The following is a 15894-nucleotide window of genomic DNA, read 5'->3' as shown; positions in this document are numbered from 1 at the left end:
GGCCCGGCGGACACGCACCAAGATCACGCATGGTCACAGCGCGATCACGCATCCGCCGGATTGGAGATCCCCTTGATACGCCGCCCCGTCCTCCGCGCCCTCACCACCGCCGTCGCGACCGCCGCCCTCGCCCTGACCGCGACCCAGGTCGCGACGGCCGCCACCCCTGCCGTCGCCGCGGCGAAGGCCACTCAGGTCGACGACAACCCGTTCAAGGTCATGGACCTCGACGGGCTGCGTGCGGAGTACCGGTTCATGTGCCCGGCGGGCCACTGCGTCGGCTACTGGTCGCTCGTCCTGACGGACGAGGTGGCCCGCAAGCGCTACGCGGGCGGCGAGTTCTTCGTCTACGCCCCGGCCAAGGGCGACTTCGGCTTCTTCCTCGACGGCGACATCGCCACCCGCACGGTGAAGAAGGCGGCCCAGGTCCGGATCATCGACAGCGAGTTCACCCGCACCCACCCCCGCTTCGAGGTCCGCTACGGCAACCCGGAGCAGCCGAAGAAGGCACGGGTCGTGGCGACGTCGACGATCTGGATGCGCTAGGGCGTGTCCGGCGGCTCGTGCAGTGCCCCGTGAGGGCGCGGGGCGGCATGGTGACACCATGCACATCCGCCCGGCCGCCGCCACCGACGTCCCCGCCCTCACGGACCTCTACAACCACTACGTCGTCCACACGCCCGTCACCTTCGACATCGCCCCCGTCTCCCCGGAGAACCGCCGCGCCTGGTTCCAGGCGCACCCCGAAACCGGCAGGCACCGCCTGCTGGTCGCCGAGGACGGCGACGGCGGCCTCCTCGGGTACGCCAGCAGCAGCCCCTTCAAGGACCGACAGGCGTACGAGACCTCCGTCGAGACCAGCGTCTACCTCGCCCCCGGCCGCACCGGACGCGGCATCGGCGCCGTGCTCTACGGCGCGCTCTTCGACGTCCTCGCCGGGGAGGACGTCCACCGCGCGTACGCGGGCATCACGCAGCCGAACGCGGCCTCCATGCGCCTCCACGAGCGCTTCGGCTTCCGGCCGGCGGGCCTGCTGCAGCAGGTGGGGCGCAAGTTCGACCAGTACTGGGACGTCGCCATGCTCGAGAAACGGTTCGGTGAACGGTGAGGCGGTCCCGCCGCCAATAATGCGTCACTACTGCCGGTAGGGCTTGCGTTCGAGGGGTCCCCGCGTGGTGGGATGAGGTGATGCGCACCCCCACACGCATACCTTCCAGTCCCCCTGACACCAGTGACCCCGAAAGTTCCTTGCGCATCACCCCCGCCCGCATCGTCGCCGCCGACGAGCCGTGGTCTCCCCCCAACCACCGTCGTGGCGGGCCCCGTTCGCACCGCAAACGACGCAGGCGGCGCCGGGCGGCCGGCAGGCCGTACCGTACGGCGACGAAGCTGCTGTTCGCCGCGCTCGCCGGCGTCGCCATCCTGTTGCTGGCCGACCGGTGTGCCGCGATGTACGCGGAGAAGAAGGCGCAGCAGCAGGTGCAGAAGGCGTTGCACCTGCAGGCGCAGCCGCAGGTCGACATCCGCGGTTTCCCCTTCCTGACCCAGGTCGTGGGCAAGCGTCTGCGCCAGGTGGACGTCACCGTGCCGCACGTCGCCGCCGACCGGGTCTCGCTCGCCCGCGTCCATGCCAGTGCCCGCGACATCCGGCTGCACGGCGACTTGCCCGCGGACATCCGCGGTGCGGTGATCGGGCGCCTGGAGGGCAACGTCCTGCTCGCGTTCGACGACATGAACCGCGAACTGGGTGCCTCCCAGGTCAGGTTCAGCGACCTCGGGGGCAACGCGATCGGCGCCAGAGGCCGGCTGGCCGTCGCCGGACAGGAGCTCGTCGTACGGGCCCGGGCGCACCTGCGCCGAACCGGCGACGACGGGATCGCCACCGAGATCGACGGCATGAGCCTGGACATTCCCCGCGTCGCGACCTACCACCCCGGCGGTACGGACAAGCGCCTGGTGCTGCACCGCGAGGCCGCCGAGCACATCAGCAAGGACATGGCGCGGGTGAAGGCGCTGCTGTCCGTCCCCGCGATCGCCGAGCGGCTGGGCGTGCCGGCGGAAGTGGCGGCGCAGGCGCTGCGCAGCGAGGAGCGGCTGCATCAGGTGGCGGGCACGCCGCGGTTCGTCGAGGAGCTGACCCGGCTGAACCTCGTCGACGTCCTCGCCGAGCACCCGTGGCTGCTGGAGAAGCTCGGCGTCGACCCGAAGCTGCTCACCGCGCTGTCGGAGCTGCAGCCACCGGAGCTCGCGGACCGGCTGTCGCTGTCCTTCCAACTGCCGTCGCAGGCGAAGGAGTACGACCTGCGGCTGCAGGCGGTGACGGTGGAGCGCGACGGCATCCGCGCGGACCTGTCGGCGACCGCGCTGCCGGTGGGATCCTCCGGCAGCGCCCCGTAAGGGGCGCCGTGATACGGCGCAACGAGGGTCCGCCGGGCAGCCGGCCCTACAGCGGCGGCGGCTCCACCGCGGCGCCCGGCAGCCGTACGGTCGCCACCGTCCCGCCGCCGTCCGCCGGGCGCAGCGTGACCTCGCCGCCCGCCTGCTGCACGGTGCGGGCGACGATCGACAGGCCCAGGCCGCTGCCGGGCAGGCTGCGCGCCGAGGGCGAGCGCCAGAATCGGTCGAAGACGTGCGGGAGTTCGTCGGCGGGGATGCCCGGCCCGTGGTCGCGTACGGTCAGTTCGCCGTCCTCCAGCCGTACCTCGACCACGCCGCCCGCCGGGCTGAACTTGACCGCGTTGTCGAGCAGGTTGACCACCGCGCGTTCCAACGCGCCCGCCTCGGCGCGCACGTACCACGGGCCGACGTGTGCGTCGATCGTGAGCCCGGCGCCGGCGGCCCGTAGGCGGGCGCGCGTCAGGGCGCGGTCGACGGCCTCGTGGAGGGGCACCACCTGCAGCGGTCCGCTGCCCTCGGGGCCGTCGGGGCGGGAGAGCTCCTGCAGGTCGCCGATGAGCACGGCCAGCTCGGCCATCTGGGCCCGGACGCTGGCGAGGAGCTCCTTGCGGTCCTCGGCCGGGATCGCCCGGCCGGTCTCCTCGCTGCGGACGAGCAGGTCGATGTTGGTGCGCAGGGAGGTGAGCGGGGTGCGCAGCTCGTGCCCGGCGTCGGCGATCAGCTGCTGCTGGCGGTCCCGGGAGGAGGACAGGGCGGCGGTCATGGCGTTGAAGGAGCTGGACAGGCGCGCGATCTCGTCGTCCCCCTCCACGGGGATGCGGACGGCGAGGTCCTGGGTGCGGGCGATGTGTTCGACGGCGCCGGTGAGCCGGTCGACCGGGCGCAGGGCGGCCCGGGCGATCCACAGGCCGGCGGTCGCCGCGAGCACGACGCCCACCCCGGCGGTGAGCACGAGCACCACGGCCAGGGAGCCCAGGGGCTTGTCGAGGTCGCTGAGCGGCTGGGCGATGGAGACGGCCGTGTTGGGCAGCACCTGCTGGTTGGGGAAGCGGTAGGTCGCCACGCGCATCCGTTGCCCGTCGGTGGCCACGGCGTCGTGCAGGACCTCCCCGGCCTCTCCGGCGGCGACGGCCAGGTCGGCCCCGACGACCTTGATCGCGGGCTTGCCGGGGGTGGTGCACACCAGGCCGCCCGCGGTGACGACCTGGATGGTGTACGAGCCGGGGGCCGGCGGCAGGCCGGAGGGGTTGGTGCCGCAGCTGCGCACGAGCTGCAGGACCGCCCGCTCGTCCACCTGCTGGTTGGACAGGGTGGTGTCCCGCTGGTGGCCGAGCTGCTCCTTGGTGACGACCCAACAGGCGCCGGCCGCCAGCGCGACGGCCACGGCGACGGCGGCGGCCGTCAGCAGGGCGAGCCGGGAGCGCAGGGGCAGCACGCGGAACCGGCGGATCAGCCGTTTCATTCGGTGCCGCCGCTGCGCAGGACGTACCCCACCCCGCGGACGGTGTGCACCAGCCGGGGCTCGCCCCGGGCCTCGGTCTTGCGCCGCAGGTACATCACGTACACGTCCAAGGAGTTCGAGGACGGTTCGAAGGCGAAGCCCCACACGGCTTTGAGGATCTGCTCGCGCGTGAGCACCTGCCGCGGGTGGGCCAGGAACAGCTCCAGCAGGGTGAACTCCGTGCGCGTCAGTTCCACGCGCCGGCTGCCGCGGGTGACCTCGCGGGTGGCGAGGTTCATGGTCAGGTCGGCGAAGGAGAGCGTCTGCTCCTCGGCGGCCGCCGGGGCGGCGGGGGCCGCGTACGCGCTGCGGCGCAGCAGGGCCCGGATGCGGGCCAGCAGCTCGTCGAGCTCGAACGGCTTGACCAGGTAGTCGTCGGCGCCGGCGTCCAGGCCGGTGACGCGGTCGCCCACGGTGTCGCGGGCGGTCAGCATCAGGATGGGCACCCGCACCCCGGAGGCGCGCAGGCGGCGGGCGGCGGTCAGGCCGTCCATGCGCGGCATCAGCACGTCGAGCACGATCAGCTCGGGGTCGTACGCGGCGACCTTCTCCACGGCGTCCAACCCGTCGACGGCCGTCTCGGTGGCGTAGCCCTCGAAGACCAGGCTGCGGCGCAGCGCCTCGCGGACGGCGGGCTCGTCGTCCACGATCAGGATGCGGGCGGGCGTCTCGCCGTGCTCGGCGGGGCTCATCTGCGGTACCTCATGGATTCGATCGGTCGGCGGCGGTGGTCGCAAGCGCTCCCAGCCTGCCACGCGGCCGCGTGACGGGGGCGCCGGCCCGTGCACGGCGCCCCGTAGGGGCGCGGGGAACTGCGCGACCAGCCACCGACGGCCCGCAGTCGACCCGCAGCCTTGGGTGGAGCACAGCACTCCCCGTGCGGGCGCATCGTGGCTGGTCGCGCAGTTCCCCGCGCCCCTGCGGGGCCGCCGCACGACCCACCGCACGCGGCTACGCGTTCGTGCCGCCCGCCCGCAGCTTGGCCAGGTCGGCCTTGAGGGTGTTGACGGGGATGGCGAAGCCGAGGCCGACGCTGCCGGCGGATTCGCCGGAGCCGCCGCCCTGCCCGCCGGGGGCGTACATGGCCGAGTTGATGCCGATGATCTCGCCGTTCATGTTGATCAGCGCACCGCCGGAGTTGCCGGGGTTGAGGGCGGCGTCGGTCTGGATGGCCTTGTACGTGGTCTTGTCGGAGCCGGTGTCGCCGTTGTACTGGTTGCCGCCGAACTCGAACGGCCACTGCGGCAGCCCGCGCTGCTGCTGGCGCTGGCCGCGGCCCTGTTCCTTGGAGACGGTCACGTCGCGGTTGAGGGCGGAGACGATGCCGCTGGTCACGGTGCCCGTCAGGCCCTCCGGGGAGCCGATGGCCACGACCTGGTCGCCGACCACGAGCCTGCTGGAGTCGCCGAGGGTGGCGGCCTTGAGGCCCTTGGCGTCCTGGAGCTTGACCAGCGCCAGGTCCTTGCCGGGGTCGGTGCCGACGACGGTGCCGGTCCTGGTGCCGCCGTCCTTGAGCGAGACCTGGACGGTGTCGGCGCCCGCGACGACGTGGTTGTTGGTGACGACCTCGCCGTCACCGGTGATGATCACACCGGAGCCGGTGGACTGTCCCGCCCCGGTGCTGGCTTTGATCTCCACGATGCTGGGGCTGACGGCGGAGGCGACGGCCGAGACGCCGCTGCCCTTGAGGGAGGCGTTCTGCACGGGCGTGGAGTGGGCGGTGCTGCCGGCTGCGCCGCCGGTCAGCTCGCCCACGAGGGCGGCGGAGCCGCCGCCGACGACGGCGGCGACGAGCGCACAGGCGGCGAGCAGCGCACCGGGGCGCCTGCCCTTCGGCCGGCGGTGGGACTGGTACGCCGGGTCGAAGCCCGCGTACGGCGGGTTCGCGGGAGGCGCCGGGTACTGCTGCGGGTTCGTGTGCTCGTCCATGCCCATGACTGTGCTCCGCCCGGATGAGAACAGTCTGAGGAAGCGCTGAGATCCGGCACAGAACCTTGCGCGCCTGTGGCCGTCAGCCGCAGCCGCAGCTGCGGCGGATCACCAGGCGGGAGGGGAACTGCTTCAGGCGCTCCCGGCGCGAGCCGGCCACCCGCAGGCCGTCGTCGAGGACGAGGTCGACGGCCGAGCGGGCCATCGCCTGCCGGTCGGAGGCCACCGTGGTCAGGGGCGGGTCGGTCAGCGCCGCCTCCTTGACGTCGTCGAAGCCGGCCACCGCCAGCTCCCCCGGCACGTCGATGTCCAGCTCGCGGGCCGCCCGCAGCACGCCGATGGCCTGGTCGTCGGTGGCGCACAGCAGCGCCGGCGGCCGGTCGGGGCCGGCCAGCAGCTGCAGGGCGACCTTGTAGGCGTCGTAGCGGTTGTAGGGCGCCGGGAAGAGGCGGCCCTGGGTGCTGCGGCCGGCCTCGCGCATGGCGCGGCGCCAGCCCTCGACGTGGTCGGTGACGGGGTCGCCGATGGTCGGGGTCTCCTCGGTGCCGCCGAGGCAGGCCACGTAGGGGTGGCCGTGCTCCAGCAGGTGCCGGGTGGCGAGCTGGGCGCCGCCGACGTCGTCGGTGACGACGGCGACGTCGTCGATCGCGTCGGGCCTGCGGTGCATCAGGACCACGCGGGCGTCCCACGCGTCGATCTCCATCGCGGCGGTCTCGCTGGGGCCCTGGCTGATCAGGATGAGGCCGGAGACCCTCATGCCCAAGAAGGCGCGCAGGTAGTGCACTTCGCGCTCGTCGAGGTAGTCGGAGTTCCCGACGAGGACCATCTTGCCGCGCTCGGCCGCGGCCTGCTCGACCGCGTGCGCCATCTCGGCGAAGAAGGGCTGCCGCGCGTCCGGGACGATCAGGCCTATGAGGTCGGTGCGGCGGGAGGCCATGGCCTGGGCGACCCGGTCGGGCCGGTAGCCCAGCTCCTTGATCGCGGCCAGCACCCGCTCCCGCGTCGCCGGTGCCACCGGGCGCGGTCCATTGTTGATGACGTAGCTGACGACCGCGGTAGACGTTCCCGCAAGCCGTGCCACATCGTCCCGCGTCACCTTGGCCACGCGCGGCAGTCTACGCGGGTCCACCTACCGTTTCACCGGGCGAGCGGCCTCGGATCCGGCGCCCTGGGTGTGTTCCGCCCCACGCTGCCGGCCGGCGTCCCGCCCCTTCGCGGCGCCCTCCGTCTTCGCGGGCGTCTCCGGCCTGTCCGGCTTCGCCGCCTTCGCCGCCTTCTCCGGTTTCTCCGGCTTCTCCGGCAGGACGAAGCGGTAGCCGACGTTGCGCACGGTGCCGATCAGCGACTCGTGCTCGGGCCCGAGCTTGGCCCGCAGCCGCCGCACGTGCACGTCGACCGTGCGGGTGCCGCCGAAGTAGTCGTAGCCCCAGACCTCTTGCAGCAGCTGGGCACGGGTGAAGACCCGGCCCGGATGCTGGGCGAGGTACTTGAGCAGCTCGAACTCCTTGAAGGTCAGGTCCAGGACCCGGCCCTTGAGCTTGGCGCTGTAGGTGGCCTCGTCCACGGAGAGGTCGCCGGTGCGGATCTCCATGGGGCTGTCGTCCGTGGAGATCTGCTGGCGGCCCGTCGCCAGCCGCAGCCGGGCCTCGACCTCGGCGGGGCCCGCGGTGTCGAGCAGCACGTCGTCCACGCCCCAGTCGGCGGTGACGGCGGCCAGGCCGCCCTCGGTGACGACGAGGAGCAGCGGGCAGCCTGGTCCGGTGGAGCGCAGCAGCTGGCACAGGCTGCGCACGTGGGGCAGGTCGCGCCGGCCGTCGATCAGTATGACGTCGGCGCCGGGGGTCTCCACCAGGGCCGGCCCCTCGGCGGGGGCCACCCGCACGCTGTGCAGCAGCAGCCCCAGTGCGGGCAGCACCTCGGTGGACGGCTGGAGCGCGTTCGTCAGCAGCAGCAGGGAACTCATCGGCCGCCACCCACCCCGGTCGTCGTCGTGTCGCTCTCGCGCTTGCTCGTCTCTCGTGCGCTTCGCTCGCCCATTGCGTCGGTTCCTCCTCGGTCCCTGCGAGGACGGTGGGGGGCACTGCTCGTCGTCCGAATGCACAAAAGGACCCGGGGGCCACGCTGCCCGGATCCTTCCTGCGCAGCAGAATAACCCACGAGACTTTCCGGGGTCCGGATGACTTTGCACGACCTTGTGTTTCGTCGGTCACTTCGAGTGGTCGTCGCCGCCCACCCTTGACGGCCGCCGGCCGCACCCTGGAACCAGTCTGCCGCCTCGACGGGGCCCCCGGGGGCCGAAGCCCCCGTGAGCCCCGTCAAGACTCCGTCAGGCTTCCGCGACCGGCTGCGCGAACTGCGCGTCGTACAGACGGGCGTACGCGCCGTCCGCGGCCAGCAGCGACTCGTGGGTGCCCTGCTCCACGATCTGCCCGGACTCCATCACCAGGATCACGTCCGCGTCCCGGATGGTGGAGAGCCGGTGCGCGATCACAAAGCTCGTCCGGCCCGCCCGCAGGCGGCCCATCGCCTGCTGGATGAGTACCTCCGTACGGGTGTCGACCGAGCTCGTCGCCTCGTCGAGGACGAGGATCTCCGGCTCGGCGAGGAACGCCCGGGCGATCGTGATCAGCTGCTTCTCGCCGACGCTGACGTTGGAGCCCTCCTCGTCGATCACCGTCTCGTAGCCGTCGGGCAGCGTGCGCACGAAGCGGTCGACGTGGGTGGCCCTCGCCGCCTCCACGATCTTGTCCATGGAGGTGCCCTCGGCCGCCCCGTAGGCGATGTTCTCGGCGATGGTGCCGCCGAAGAGCCAGGTGTCCTGCAGCACCATGCCGATGTGGGAGCGCAGCTCCTCGCGGGAGATCGCGGCGATGTCGGTGCCGTCGAGGGTGATGCGGCCGCCGCCCACCTCGTAGAAGCGCATGAGCAGGTTGACCAGGGTGGTCTTGCCGGCGCCGGTGGGGCCGACGATGGCCACGGTCTGGCCGGGGCGCACGGTCAGCGAGAGGTCCTCGATGAGGGGCTTGTCCGGCTCGTAGCGGAAGGAGACCTTCTCGAAGACGACCTCGCCGCGCACGGGGCCCACCACGGGCGCGTCCGCCGCGTCCGCGCGCTGCTCCTCGGCGTCGAGCAGCTCGAAAACCCGCTCGGCGGAGGCCACGCCCGACTGGACGAGGTTGGCCATGGAGGCCACCTGGGTGAGCGGCTGGCTGAACTGCCGCGAGTACTGCACGAACGCCTGGACGTCACCGATGGACAGCGCGCCGGTGGCCACCCGCAGACCGCCGACGACGGCGACCAGGACGTAGTTGAGGTTGCCGATGAACATCATCGCCGGCTGGATGATGCCGGAGATGAACTGTGCCTTGAAGCCGGCCTCGTAGAGGTTCTCGTTCTCCTTGCGGAAGACCTCCGCGGACTCCTTCTGGCGGCCGAAGACCTTCACCAGCGAGTGGCCGGTGTACATCTCCTCGATGTGGGCGTTGAGCTTGCCCGTGGACTTCCACTGCGCGACGAACTGCGGCTGCGCCCGCTTGCCGATCCTGGTGGCGACCAGGATCGACACCGGCACGGTGACCAGCGCGACCAGCGCCAGCAGCCAGGAGATCCAGAACATCATCGCCAGCACGCCGACGATCGTCAGCAGGGAGGCGATGATCTGGCTGAGGGTCTGCTGGAGCGTCTGGGCGATGTTGTCGATGTCGTTGGTGGCGCGGGAGAGCACCTCGCCGCGCTGCTGCTTGTCGAAGTAGCTCAGCGGCAGCCGGCCCAGCTTCTCCTCCACCTGCTGGCGCAGCCGGAAGACGGCCCGTTGCACCACGGTGGTGGCGATGCGCGCCTGCACCAGCCCGAAGAGGGAGGAGCCGAGGTAGATCAGCGCCACCCACAGCAGGATGGTGCCGACCGCGCCGAAGTCGATGCCCTGGCCGGGCGTGAAGTCGACGGCGGAGAGAACGTCGGCGATCTTGCCGTTGCCCTGCTGCCGCATGTGCGCCAGGACCTCGGCCTTGGTGGTGCCCGGCTGCATCTGCGCGCCGACGACGCCGGCGAAGAGCAGGTCGGTGGCCCGGCCCAGGATCTTGGGGCCGACGACGGCCAGCGCCACGCTGGCCACGCCGAGCGCCAGCGCGACGTAGATGACGCCCCGCTCCGGCCGCAGCTGCCCCAGCAGGCGGCGGGCGGAGGGGCCGAAGTTCATGGACTTCTCGGTGGGCTGGCCGCCCATGAAGCGGGCGATGCCGGTGGCCGGGGCCGGGCCTCTGCGGGCCGGGGCGCCGGCGGGGGCGGCCGGTTTGCCGCCGTCCTCGCCGCCGCCGGCGGCTGCGGGAGGCGTGGGTTTCTCGAGGGACGTCACGCCGCCTCCTCCTCGGTGAGCTGGGAGAGCACGATCTCCCGGTAGGTCTCGTTCGTCGCCATGAGTTCGGTGTGGGTGCCGGTGCCGACGACCCGGCCGCCGTCGAGGACCACGATGCGGTCGGCGTCGCGGATGGTCGACACCCGCTGGGCGACGATCACCACGGTCGCCTCCTCCGTCTCGCGCGCCAGCGCGGCACGCAGCCGGGCGTCGGTGGCGTAGTCGAGGGCGGAGAAGGAGTCGTCGAAGAGGTAGATCCCGGGCTTGCGCACCAGGGCCCGGGCGATCGCCAGGCGCTGGCGCTGGCCGCCGGAGACGTTGGTGCCGCCCTGGGCGATCGGGGCCTGAAGGCCGCCGTCCAGGGCCTCGACGAACTCGCGGGCCTGCGCGGTCTCCAGCGCCTGCCACAGCTCCTCGTCGGTGGCGTCGGGACGCCCGTAGCGCAGGTTGGAGGCGACGGTGCCGGAGAAGAGGTACGGCTTCTGCGGGACGAGGCCCACGGCCTCGCTCATCACGACCGGGTCGAGCTCGCGCACGTCCACGCCGTCGACGTACACCGTGCCCGCCGTGGCGTCGAACAGCCGGGGTATGAGCCCGAGCAGCGTCGACTTGCCGCTGCCGGTGGAGCCGATCACAGCCGTGACCTCGCCCGGGCGGGCGACGAGGGAGACGTCCTTGAGGACGGGCTCCTCGGCGCCGGGGTAGCCGAAGGCGACGCCGCGCAGCTCCAGGTGGCCGTGACGGTGCAGCTCGGTGACGGGTGCGACGGGCGGCACCACGCTGGAGTCGGTGGCCAGGACCTCCTGGACGCGCTCGGCGCAGACCTCGGCGCGCGGCACCATCATGAACATGAAGGTGGCCATCATGATGGCCATGAGGATCTGCATGAGGTAGCTGAGGAACGCCGTCAGCGCACCGATCTCCATGCCGTTGTCCGCAATGCGGTGTCCGCCGAACCACACGACGGCGACGGAGGAGAGGTTCACCACCAGCATCACGGACGGGAACATCAGCGACATCAGCCGGCCGGCGCGCAGCGACACGTCCATCAGCTCGGTGTTGGCGCCCGTGAATCGTTTCCGCTCGTGCTCGTCCCGCACGAAGGCGCGGATGACGCGAATACCGGTGATCTGCTCGCGCAGCACCCGGTTGACCGTGTCGATGCGCTCCTGGACGCCGCGGAAGATCGGCCGCATGCGCCAGACGATCAGCCCCACGATGGCGCCCAGGACGGGGACGATCACCAGCAGCAGCGCCGAGAGCGGCACGTCCTGCTCGATGGCGAGCACCACGCCGCCGACGCACATGATCGGTGCCGAGACCATGAGGGTGAACGCCATCAGGGTCAGCATCTGCACCTGCTGGACGTCATTGGTGGTCCGGGTGATCAGTGACGGGGCCCCGAACTGCCCCATTTCGCGCGCCGAGAAGGACTGCACCCGGTCGAAGACCGCCGCGCGCAGGTCACGGCCGACGGCCATGGAGGTGCGGGCGCCGTAGTAGACGGCGCCGATCGCGCAGACGATCTGCGCCAGGGTCACGGCGAGCATGAGGCCACCGGTGGTCAGGATGTAACCGGTGTCGCCCTTCACGACGCCTTTGTCGATGATGTCCGCGTTGAGATTGGGGAGATAAAGCGTGGCGAGGGTCTGGACGAGCTGAAGCAGCACGATCAGCGCTATCGCTCTGGAATAAGGCCGCAAATAGGACCGAAGAAGTCGCACCAACACACAAGCAGCCTATGCGAGCGCCACTCCGAACGGCCTGCCCTTTACCGGCTGGGGACGGCCGGCGCCGCGACACCCGTCATCATGGAGGCGGCAGAAAAGGAAAGGGGTCGCCGTGGCGACGACACACACGGCACGACCGGCGCCGCCGGAGGCGTTGCCGGCCCAGCCGGGACCGCCGGACGCGCCGTCCGGCACGATCCGGTACTGGGCCGCGGCCAAGGCCGCCGCCGGCACCGCCGAGGAGCCCTGCACCGGCCACACGCTGGCGCAGGTGCTGGACGCGGCCAGGCACCGGCACACGGGGCGGCCCGAGTTCGCGCGCGTGCTCGCGCGCTGCTCGTTCCTCGTGGACGGCAACCCCGTCGGCACGCGCGACCACGCGACGGTCCGACTGACCGAGGGCGGCACGGTCGAGGTGCTCCCGCCCTTCGCAGGAGGGTGACCCCGACAGCATGAGCGAACAACATCACCACCCCTACGACCCGCAGCGGCCCGCCGAGCCGTACCCGCCGTACGGAACCGGGCCCTACCCGGCGTACGACACGGACGCCGACGCGCATCGGCCCTCGTACGGCGGGCAGGACGCCTACAGCTACGGACAGCAGCCGGCGTACGGGCAGCAGCCGGCCGCCCAGTGGCCGCAGCCCCGGCACGAGGAGCACAACCCGCACGACGAGCCGGTGACCCAGACCTGGCAGACCCAGACCTGGGACGCCCGCGCCTGGCAGCAGGAGCCCCCGGCGGAGGAGAGCACTGCCTACGCGCCGCCGGCCGCGTCGTACGACTCCGCCTTCGACTCCCCCTGGCCGGCCGGCGGTGCCCGGGGCGCCGCCGAGTGGGCCCGGCAGGAGGCCGCCCCCGAGCAGGCCGCCGCCTCGGCGCCGCTGCCCCAGGCGTCGTACCCGGAGCCGTACGGCGGGCCGGAGGCGTACGCCGCCCCCGCGGCGGCCGTCGCGGTCGCCGCGACCGAGCCCGAGCCCGAGCCCGAGCCCGAGCGGCAGCTGACCGCCGCGGAGAAGGCCCGGGCCGAGGGCCGGCCGCAGATCCTGCCGCCCGGCCTGCAGCCCGCGCTGCTGACCTCCGTCCTGGCCGTGCTGCTGGCACTGGCCGCACCGCTGAACCGGCCCGTGCTGGCCGTGCCGGTGGTGCTGCTGCAGGCGGTCACGGCGGCGGGCTGGTTCCGGCTGAACGGCATGTGGCCCGCCCGGCAGGGCATCGCGCTCGCCTTCCTCGGCGGCGTCGTCGCCGACGCCGGGCTGCTGGCGGCGGGCGAACGGCACGCCCCGACGGTGCTGCTGGGCACGCTCGGCGTGTGGATCCTGCTGGTCGTCGTCCTGCAGCTGCGCAGCCACGCCTCGCCCGACGAGCGGCTGTACGGCCTGACGGCGGCCACCGCCTCCGCGGCCCTCGCGGTCGTCGCGGGCGGCCTGCTGGCGGCCGAGCCCGACGCGGTGGTCGCGGGCGCGCTCGGCGTGGCCGCGGCGGCCCTGGCCCGGGCCCTGCCGCTGCCCTCGTTGCTCTCCCCCGTCGTCGCCCTCGTCGCCGCGGCGGGCGCGGGCGTGGCCGCCGGCCAGCTGACCGGCATGGGGGCCTCCGCCGCCCTGGTGGGCGCGGCCGCGGGCGGGTGCGCCCTGGTCGGACTGCGGATGGCCAGCTACGACTACCCCTCGCGGTTCGTCCACATGACCGCCGGTGTGGCCCTGCCCCTGACGGTGGCGGCGCCGGTGGTGTACGTCCTGGGCCGCGTGCTCGGCTGAGGCCGGCGCCGGCAGCGGTTACAGACCGGTTACGTCGGTCCGGGGCATTCGTACGTTCGGTCCGGTTAGGCTCGACCGGCAGGCCAGGGGGCCTGGCCGGGCCGAGCCCGACCGACCGAACGTGGGGGATCCGCAACCGATGCGTGCCGTACGGACACTTCTGATCGTCGCCGTCGTCCTGGGAGCGCTCTTCGTGGCGGGCGACCGGGCGGCCGTGTGGTTCGCCGAGAACCAGGTCGCCGACAAGATACGCAGCAGCCAGAACCTCTCCGGCACGCCCGAGGTCTCCATCAAGGGCTTCCCCTTCCTCACCCAGGTCGCGAACTCGCGGCTCGACGAGGTCGACGTGAAGCTCGACGGCGTCACGGCCGGCTCCGGCACCCAGTCGGTCAAGGTCAGCGGCTTCGACGCCCAGCTGCACGACGTCCGCATCGACAGCAGCTTCTCCTCCGCCGTCGCCGGCCGCGCCACCGGCACGGCCCACCTGACGTACGAGGAGCTGACCAAGGCCGCCAACGACCCCGACGTCACCGTCGCCTACGGCGGCCAGGGCGGGGCCGGCGGCAACCAGGTCAAGGTGACCGGCAAGGCGACCGTCGCCGGCCAGCCCGTGCAGCGCAGCGTGACCTCCACGGTCACCGTCACCGGCGGCGACACGATCCGGGTGCACGCGAACGAGGTCCCCGCCGAGGGCATCCGCATCCCCGGCATGGAGCAGAAGATCCGCGAGAAGACGGACTTCGACCGGAAGATCACCGGCCTGCCCCGCGGCATCAAGCTCGACAAGGTCGTCACCACGCCCACCGGCGTCGACATCACCCTCACCGGCACCGACGTCAACCTGGCGGGCTGAGCGCCCCTCGGCCGCGCCGTCCGTCGTCCGCCGTCCGCCGTCCGCCGTCCGCCGTTCCATTGTTCCCTCGTTCCGTCGTTCCGCCTGGCGAGACGGCCGAGTCCGCTGCTCAGGCCGTGCGGGCTACCGTCTGGTACGCAAGGGCCGGAAGGGGACTTCACGAGCGGCCCGGACGGCGCCTCGTCCCACAATCCGGAATTCTGCGTCTCAGTATTCGACTGCCCGGTGACAGGGCTCCAGGCGCCTCCCTACGATCGTCCCCATGAGGCGACAGGCAGATCTCACGAAGCGGCGGGCAGTGGACCTGTGCCGCGTTGCCGCCATGCTCTGTCGCCATGTCTGACGGGAACCGCTCGCCGGCTCCCTTAACGGCCGGACACCCCGGCCGCCCTCTCCCCGCATCAACGCGAGCACTCCGCTCCACCCTTCGCGCGGCGCCGCGCTCTGCCGCCGCGCTCCTCCCCCATGGCCCCGCACCGGCCCGGGGGTACCCCATCGCCCCGGAGGAGAACAGCATGAGCCGCAGTGACGTCCTGGTGGACGCCGACTGGGTACAGGCCCGCATCGACGCAGGCGACCCGAAGACCGTCATCGTCGAGGTCGACGAGGACACGTCCGCCTACGACAAGAACCACATCAAGACCGCCATCCGGATCGACTGGAAGAGCGATCTGCAGGACCCCGTCCGCCGCGACTTCGTCGACCAGGCCGGCTTCGAGAAGCTGCTGTCCGAGAAGGGCATCGCCAACGACGACACCGTCGTCCTCTACGGCGGCAACAACAACTGGTTCGCCTCCTACGCCTACTGGTACTTCAAGCTCTACGGCCACCAGGACGTCCGCCTCCTCGACGGCGGTCGCAAGAAGTGGGAGCTCGACTCCCGCGACCTCGTCGCCGAGGTGCCCCAAAGGCCCCGCACCCAGTACAAGGCCAAGCCCCAGGACAGCTCCATCCGCGCCTTCCGCGACGACGTCGTTGCCGCCATCGGCACGCTCAACCTCGTCGACGTGCGCTCCCCCGACGAGTTCAGCGGCAAGCTGCTCGCCCCCGCGCACCTGCCGCAGGAGCAGTCGCAGCGCCCCGGCCACGTACCGACCGCGCGCAACATCCCCTGGTCCAAGGCCGCCAACGACGACGGCACCTTCAAGTCCGACGAGGAACTGAAGGCGCTCTACGAGGCCGAGGGCGTCGACCTCGCCAAGGACACCATCGCCTACTGCCGCATCGGCGAGCGTTCGGCGCACACCTGGTTCGTGCTGCACGAGCTGCTCGGCCAGCCCAACGTCCGCAACTACGACGGCTCCTGGACGGAGTACGGCTCCCTCGTCGGCGTGCCGATCGAGCTCGGCTCCAACTGAAACGGAACGGAGAAA

General features: G+C 72.1%; 15 protein-coding genes. 8 read left to right on the top strand and 7 right to left on the bottom strand.

All coding sequences use genetic code 11. The annotated features are described in order from the left end of the window. Positions 1 to 72: 72 nt before the first annotated feature. From AB0K17_RS20890 to AB0K17_RS20880, 3 genes are all read left to right on the top strand, one after another. Positions 73 to 546 (top strand): hypothetical protein, encoded by a 474-nt coding sequence (locus AB0K17_RS20890; RefSeq protein WP_365983808.1) that lies wholly within the window; start codon positions 73 to 75, stop codon positions 544 to 546. Positions 547 to 604: 58 nt separating this feature from the next. Next, positions 605 to 1108, top strand: coding sequence for an N-acetyltransferase family protein (locus tag AB0K17_RS20885; RefSeq protein WP_365983807.1), 504 nt, complete (start codon positions 605 to 607; stop codon positions 1106 to 1108). A 140-nt stretch (positions 1109 to 1248) separates the two neighbouring features. Beyond that, a complete protein-coding gene (locus AB0K17_RS20880; protein ID WP_365983806.1) occupies positions 1249 to 2397 on the top strand; it encodes a DUF2993 domain-containing protein in 1149 nt (382 codons plus the stop codon). Between the two features lie 46 nt (positions 2398 to 2443). Here AB0K17_RS20880 and AB0K17_RS20875 read toward each other — a convergent pair whose 3' ends face one another. The 7 genes from AB0K17_RS20875 to AB0K17_RS20845 all read right to left on the bottom strand — a co-directional run bounded on the left by AB0K17_RS20875 (position 2444) and on the right by AB0K17_RS20845 (position 11911). After that, entirely contained in the window at positions 2444 to 3859 is a 1416-nt protein-coding gene (locus AB0K17_RS20875; protein ID WP_365983805.1) for a HAMP domain-containing sensor histidine kinase, read from the bottom strand. Then, the gene (locus AB0K17_RS20870; RefSeq protein WP_365967337.1) at positions 3856 to 4590 is read right to left on the bottom strand and encodes a response regulator transcription factor; all 735 of its coding nucleotides are present in this window, start codon (positions 4588 to 4590) and stop codon (positions 3856 to 3858) included. The genes AB0K17_RS20875 and AB0K17_RS20870 overlap by 4 nt, the downstream gene beginning before the upstream one ends. 259 nt (positions 4591 to 4849) lie before the next feature. Beyond that, a complete protein-coding gene (locus AB0K17_RS20865; protein WP_365983804.1) occupies positions 4850 to 5827 on the bottom strand; it encodes a trypsin-like peptidase domain-containing protein in 978 nt (325 codons plus the stop codon). Positions 5828 to 5909: 82 nt separating this feature from the next. Continuing rightward, complete coding sequence (locus tag AB0K17_RS20860) at positions 5910 to 6932, bottom strand: LacI family DNA-binding transcriptional regulator (protein WP_365967335.1); 1023 nt, start codon at positions 6930 to 6932, stop codon at positions 5910 to 5912. A gap of 24 nt (positions 6933 to 6956) precedes the next feature. Beyond that, the gene (locus AB0K17_RS20855) at positions 6957 to 7790 is read right to left on the bottom strand and encodes a response regulator transcription factor (RefSeq protein ID WP_365967334.1); all 834 of its coding nucleotides are present in this window, start codon (positions 7788 to 7790) and stop codon (positions 6957 to 6959) included. A 363-nt stretch (positions 7791 to 8153) separates the two neighbouring features. Continuing rightward, positions 8154 to 10052 carry an ABC transporter ATP-binding protein gene (locus AB0K17_RS20850; protein WP_365967364.1) on the bottom strand — a complete coding sequence of 633 codons (1899 nt, stop codon included), beginning with the start codon at positions 10050 to 10052 and terminating at the stop codon, positions 8154 to 8156. A gap of 125 nt (positions 10053 to 10177) precedes the next feature. After that, positions 10178 to 11911 carry an ABC transporter ATP-binding protein gene (locus AB0K17_RS20845; RefSeq protein ID WP_365983802.1) on the bottom strand — a complete coding sequence of 578 codons (1734 nt, stop codon included), beginning with the start codon at positions 11909 to 11911 and terminating at the stop codon, positions 10178 to 10180. 154 nt (positions 11912 to 12065) lie between these two features. Between AB0K17_RS20845 and AB0K17_RS20840 the strand changes: the two genes are divergently transcribed. From AB0K17_RS20840 to AB0K17_RS20820, 5 genes are all read left to right on the top strand, one after another. Then, entirely contained in the window at positions 12066 to 12353 is a 288-nt protein-coding gene (locus tag AB0K17_RS20840) for a MoaD/ThiS family protein (protein ID WP_344432860.1), read from the top strand. 10 nt (positions 12354 to 12363) lie between these two features. Further along, positions 12364 to 13668 (top strand): hypothetical protein, encoded by a 1305-nt coding sequence (locus AB0K17_RS20835; RefSeq protein WP_365983801.1) that lies wholly within the window; start codon positions 12364 to 12366, stop codon positions 13666 to 13668. Between the two features lie 139 nt (positions 13669 to 13807). Next, positions 13808 to 14521, top strand: a complete 714-nt coding sequence (locus AB0K17_RS20830) for a DUF2993 domain-containing protein (RefSeq protein WP_365967330.1) — start codon at positions 13808 to 13810, stop codon at positions 14519 to 14521. 262 nt (positions 14522 to 14783) lie between these two features. Beyond that, positions 14784 to 14864, top strand: a complete 81-nt coding sequence (locus tag AB0K17_RS20825; RefSeq protein WP_361748371.1) for a putative leader peptide — start codon at positions 14784 to 14786, stop codon at positions 14862 to 14864. A gap of 172 nt (positions 14865 to 15036) precedes the next feature. Further along, entirely contained in the window at positions 15037 to 15879 is an 843-nt protein-coding gene (locus AB0K17_RS20820) for a sulfurtransferase (protein ID WP_365983800.1), read from the top strand. The last annotated feature ends 15 nt before the right edge of the window (positions 15880 to 15894 follow it).

The sequence above is a fragment of the Streptomyces sp. NPDC049585 genome, from assembly GCF_040675615.1.
GTDB classification, from domain to species: Bacteria; Actinomycetota; Actinomycetes; order Streptomycetales; family Streptomycetaceae; genus Streptomyces; species Streptomyces luteosporeus.
This window is presented reverse-complemented; position numbering and strand designations above follow the sequence as displayed.

Bases quoted from the DNA above. Each gene is read 5' to 3' on its own strand.
- AB0K17_RS20820 (WP_365983800.1), top strand. From the start codon at position 15,037: ATGAGCCGCAGTGACGTCCTGGTGGACGCCGACTGGGTACAGGCCCGC.
- AB0K17_RS20825 (WP_361748371.1), top strand. From the start codon at position 14,784: ATGAGGCGACAGGCAGATCTCACGAAGCGGCGGGCAGTGGACCTGTGC.
- AB0K17_RS20885 (WP_365983807.1), top strand. From the start codon at position 605: ATGCACATCCGCCCGGCCGCCGCCACCGACGTCCCCGCCCTCACGGAC.
- AB0K17_RS20870 (WP_365967337.1), bottom strand. From the start codon at position 4,590: ATGAGCCCCGCCGAGCACGGCGAGACGCCCGCCCGCATCCTGATCGTG.
- AB0K17_RS20855 (WP_365967334.1), bottom strand. From the start codon at position 7,790: ATGAGTTCCCTGCTGCTGCTGACGAACGCGCTCCAGCCGTCCACCGAG.
- AB0K17_RS20875 (WP_365983805.1), bottom strand. From the start codon at position 3,859: ATGAAACGGCTGATCCGCCGGTTCCGCGTGCTGCCCCTGCGCTCCCGG.
- AB0K17_RS20835 (WP_365983801.1), top strand. From the start codon at position 12,364: ATGAGCGAACAACATCACCACCCCTACGACCCGCAGCGGCCCGCCGAG.
- AB0K17_RS20865 (WP_365983804.1), bottom strand. From the start codon at position 5,827: ATGGACGAGCACACGAACCCGCAGCAGTACCCGGCGCCTCCCGCGAAC.
- AB0K17_RS20830 (WP_365967330.1), top strand. From the start codon at position 13,808: ATGCGTGCCGTACGGACACTTCTGATCGTCGCCGTCGTCCTGGGAGCG.
- AB0K17_RS20850 (WP_365967364.1), bottom strand. From the start codon at position 10,052: ATGGGCGGCCAGCCCACCGAGAAGTCCATGAACTTCGGCCCCTCCGCC.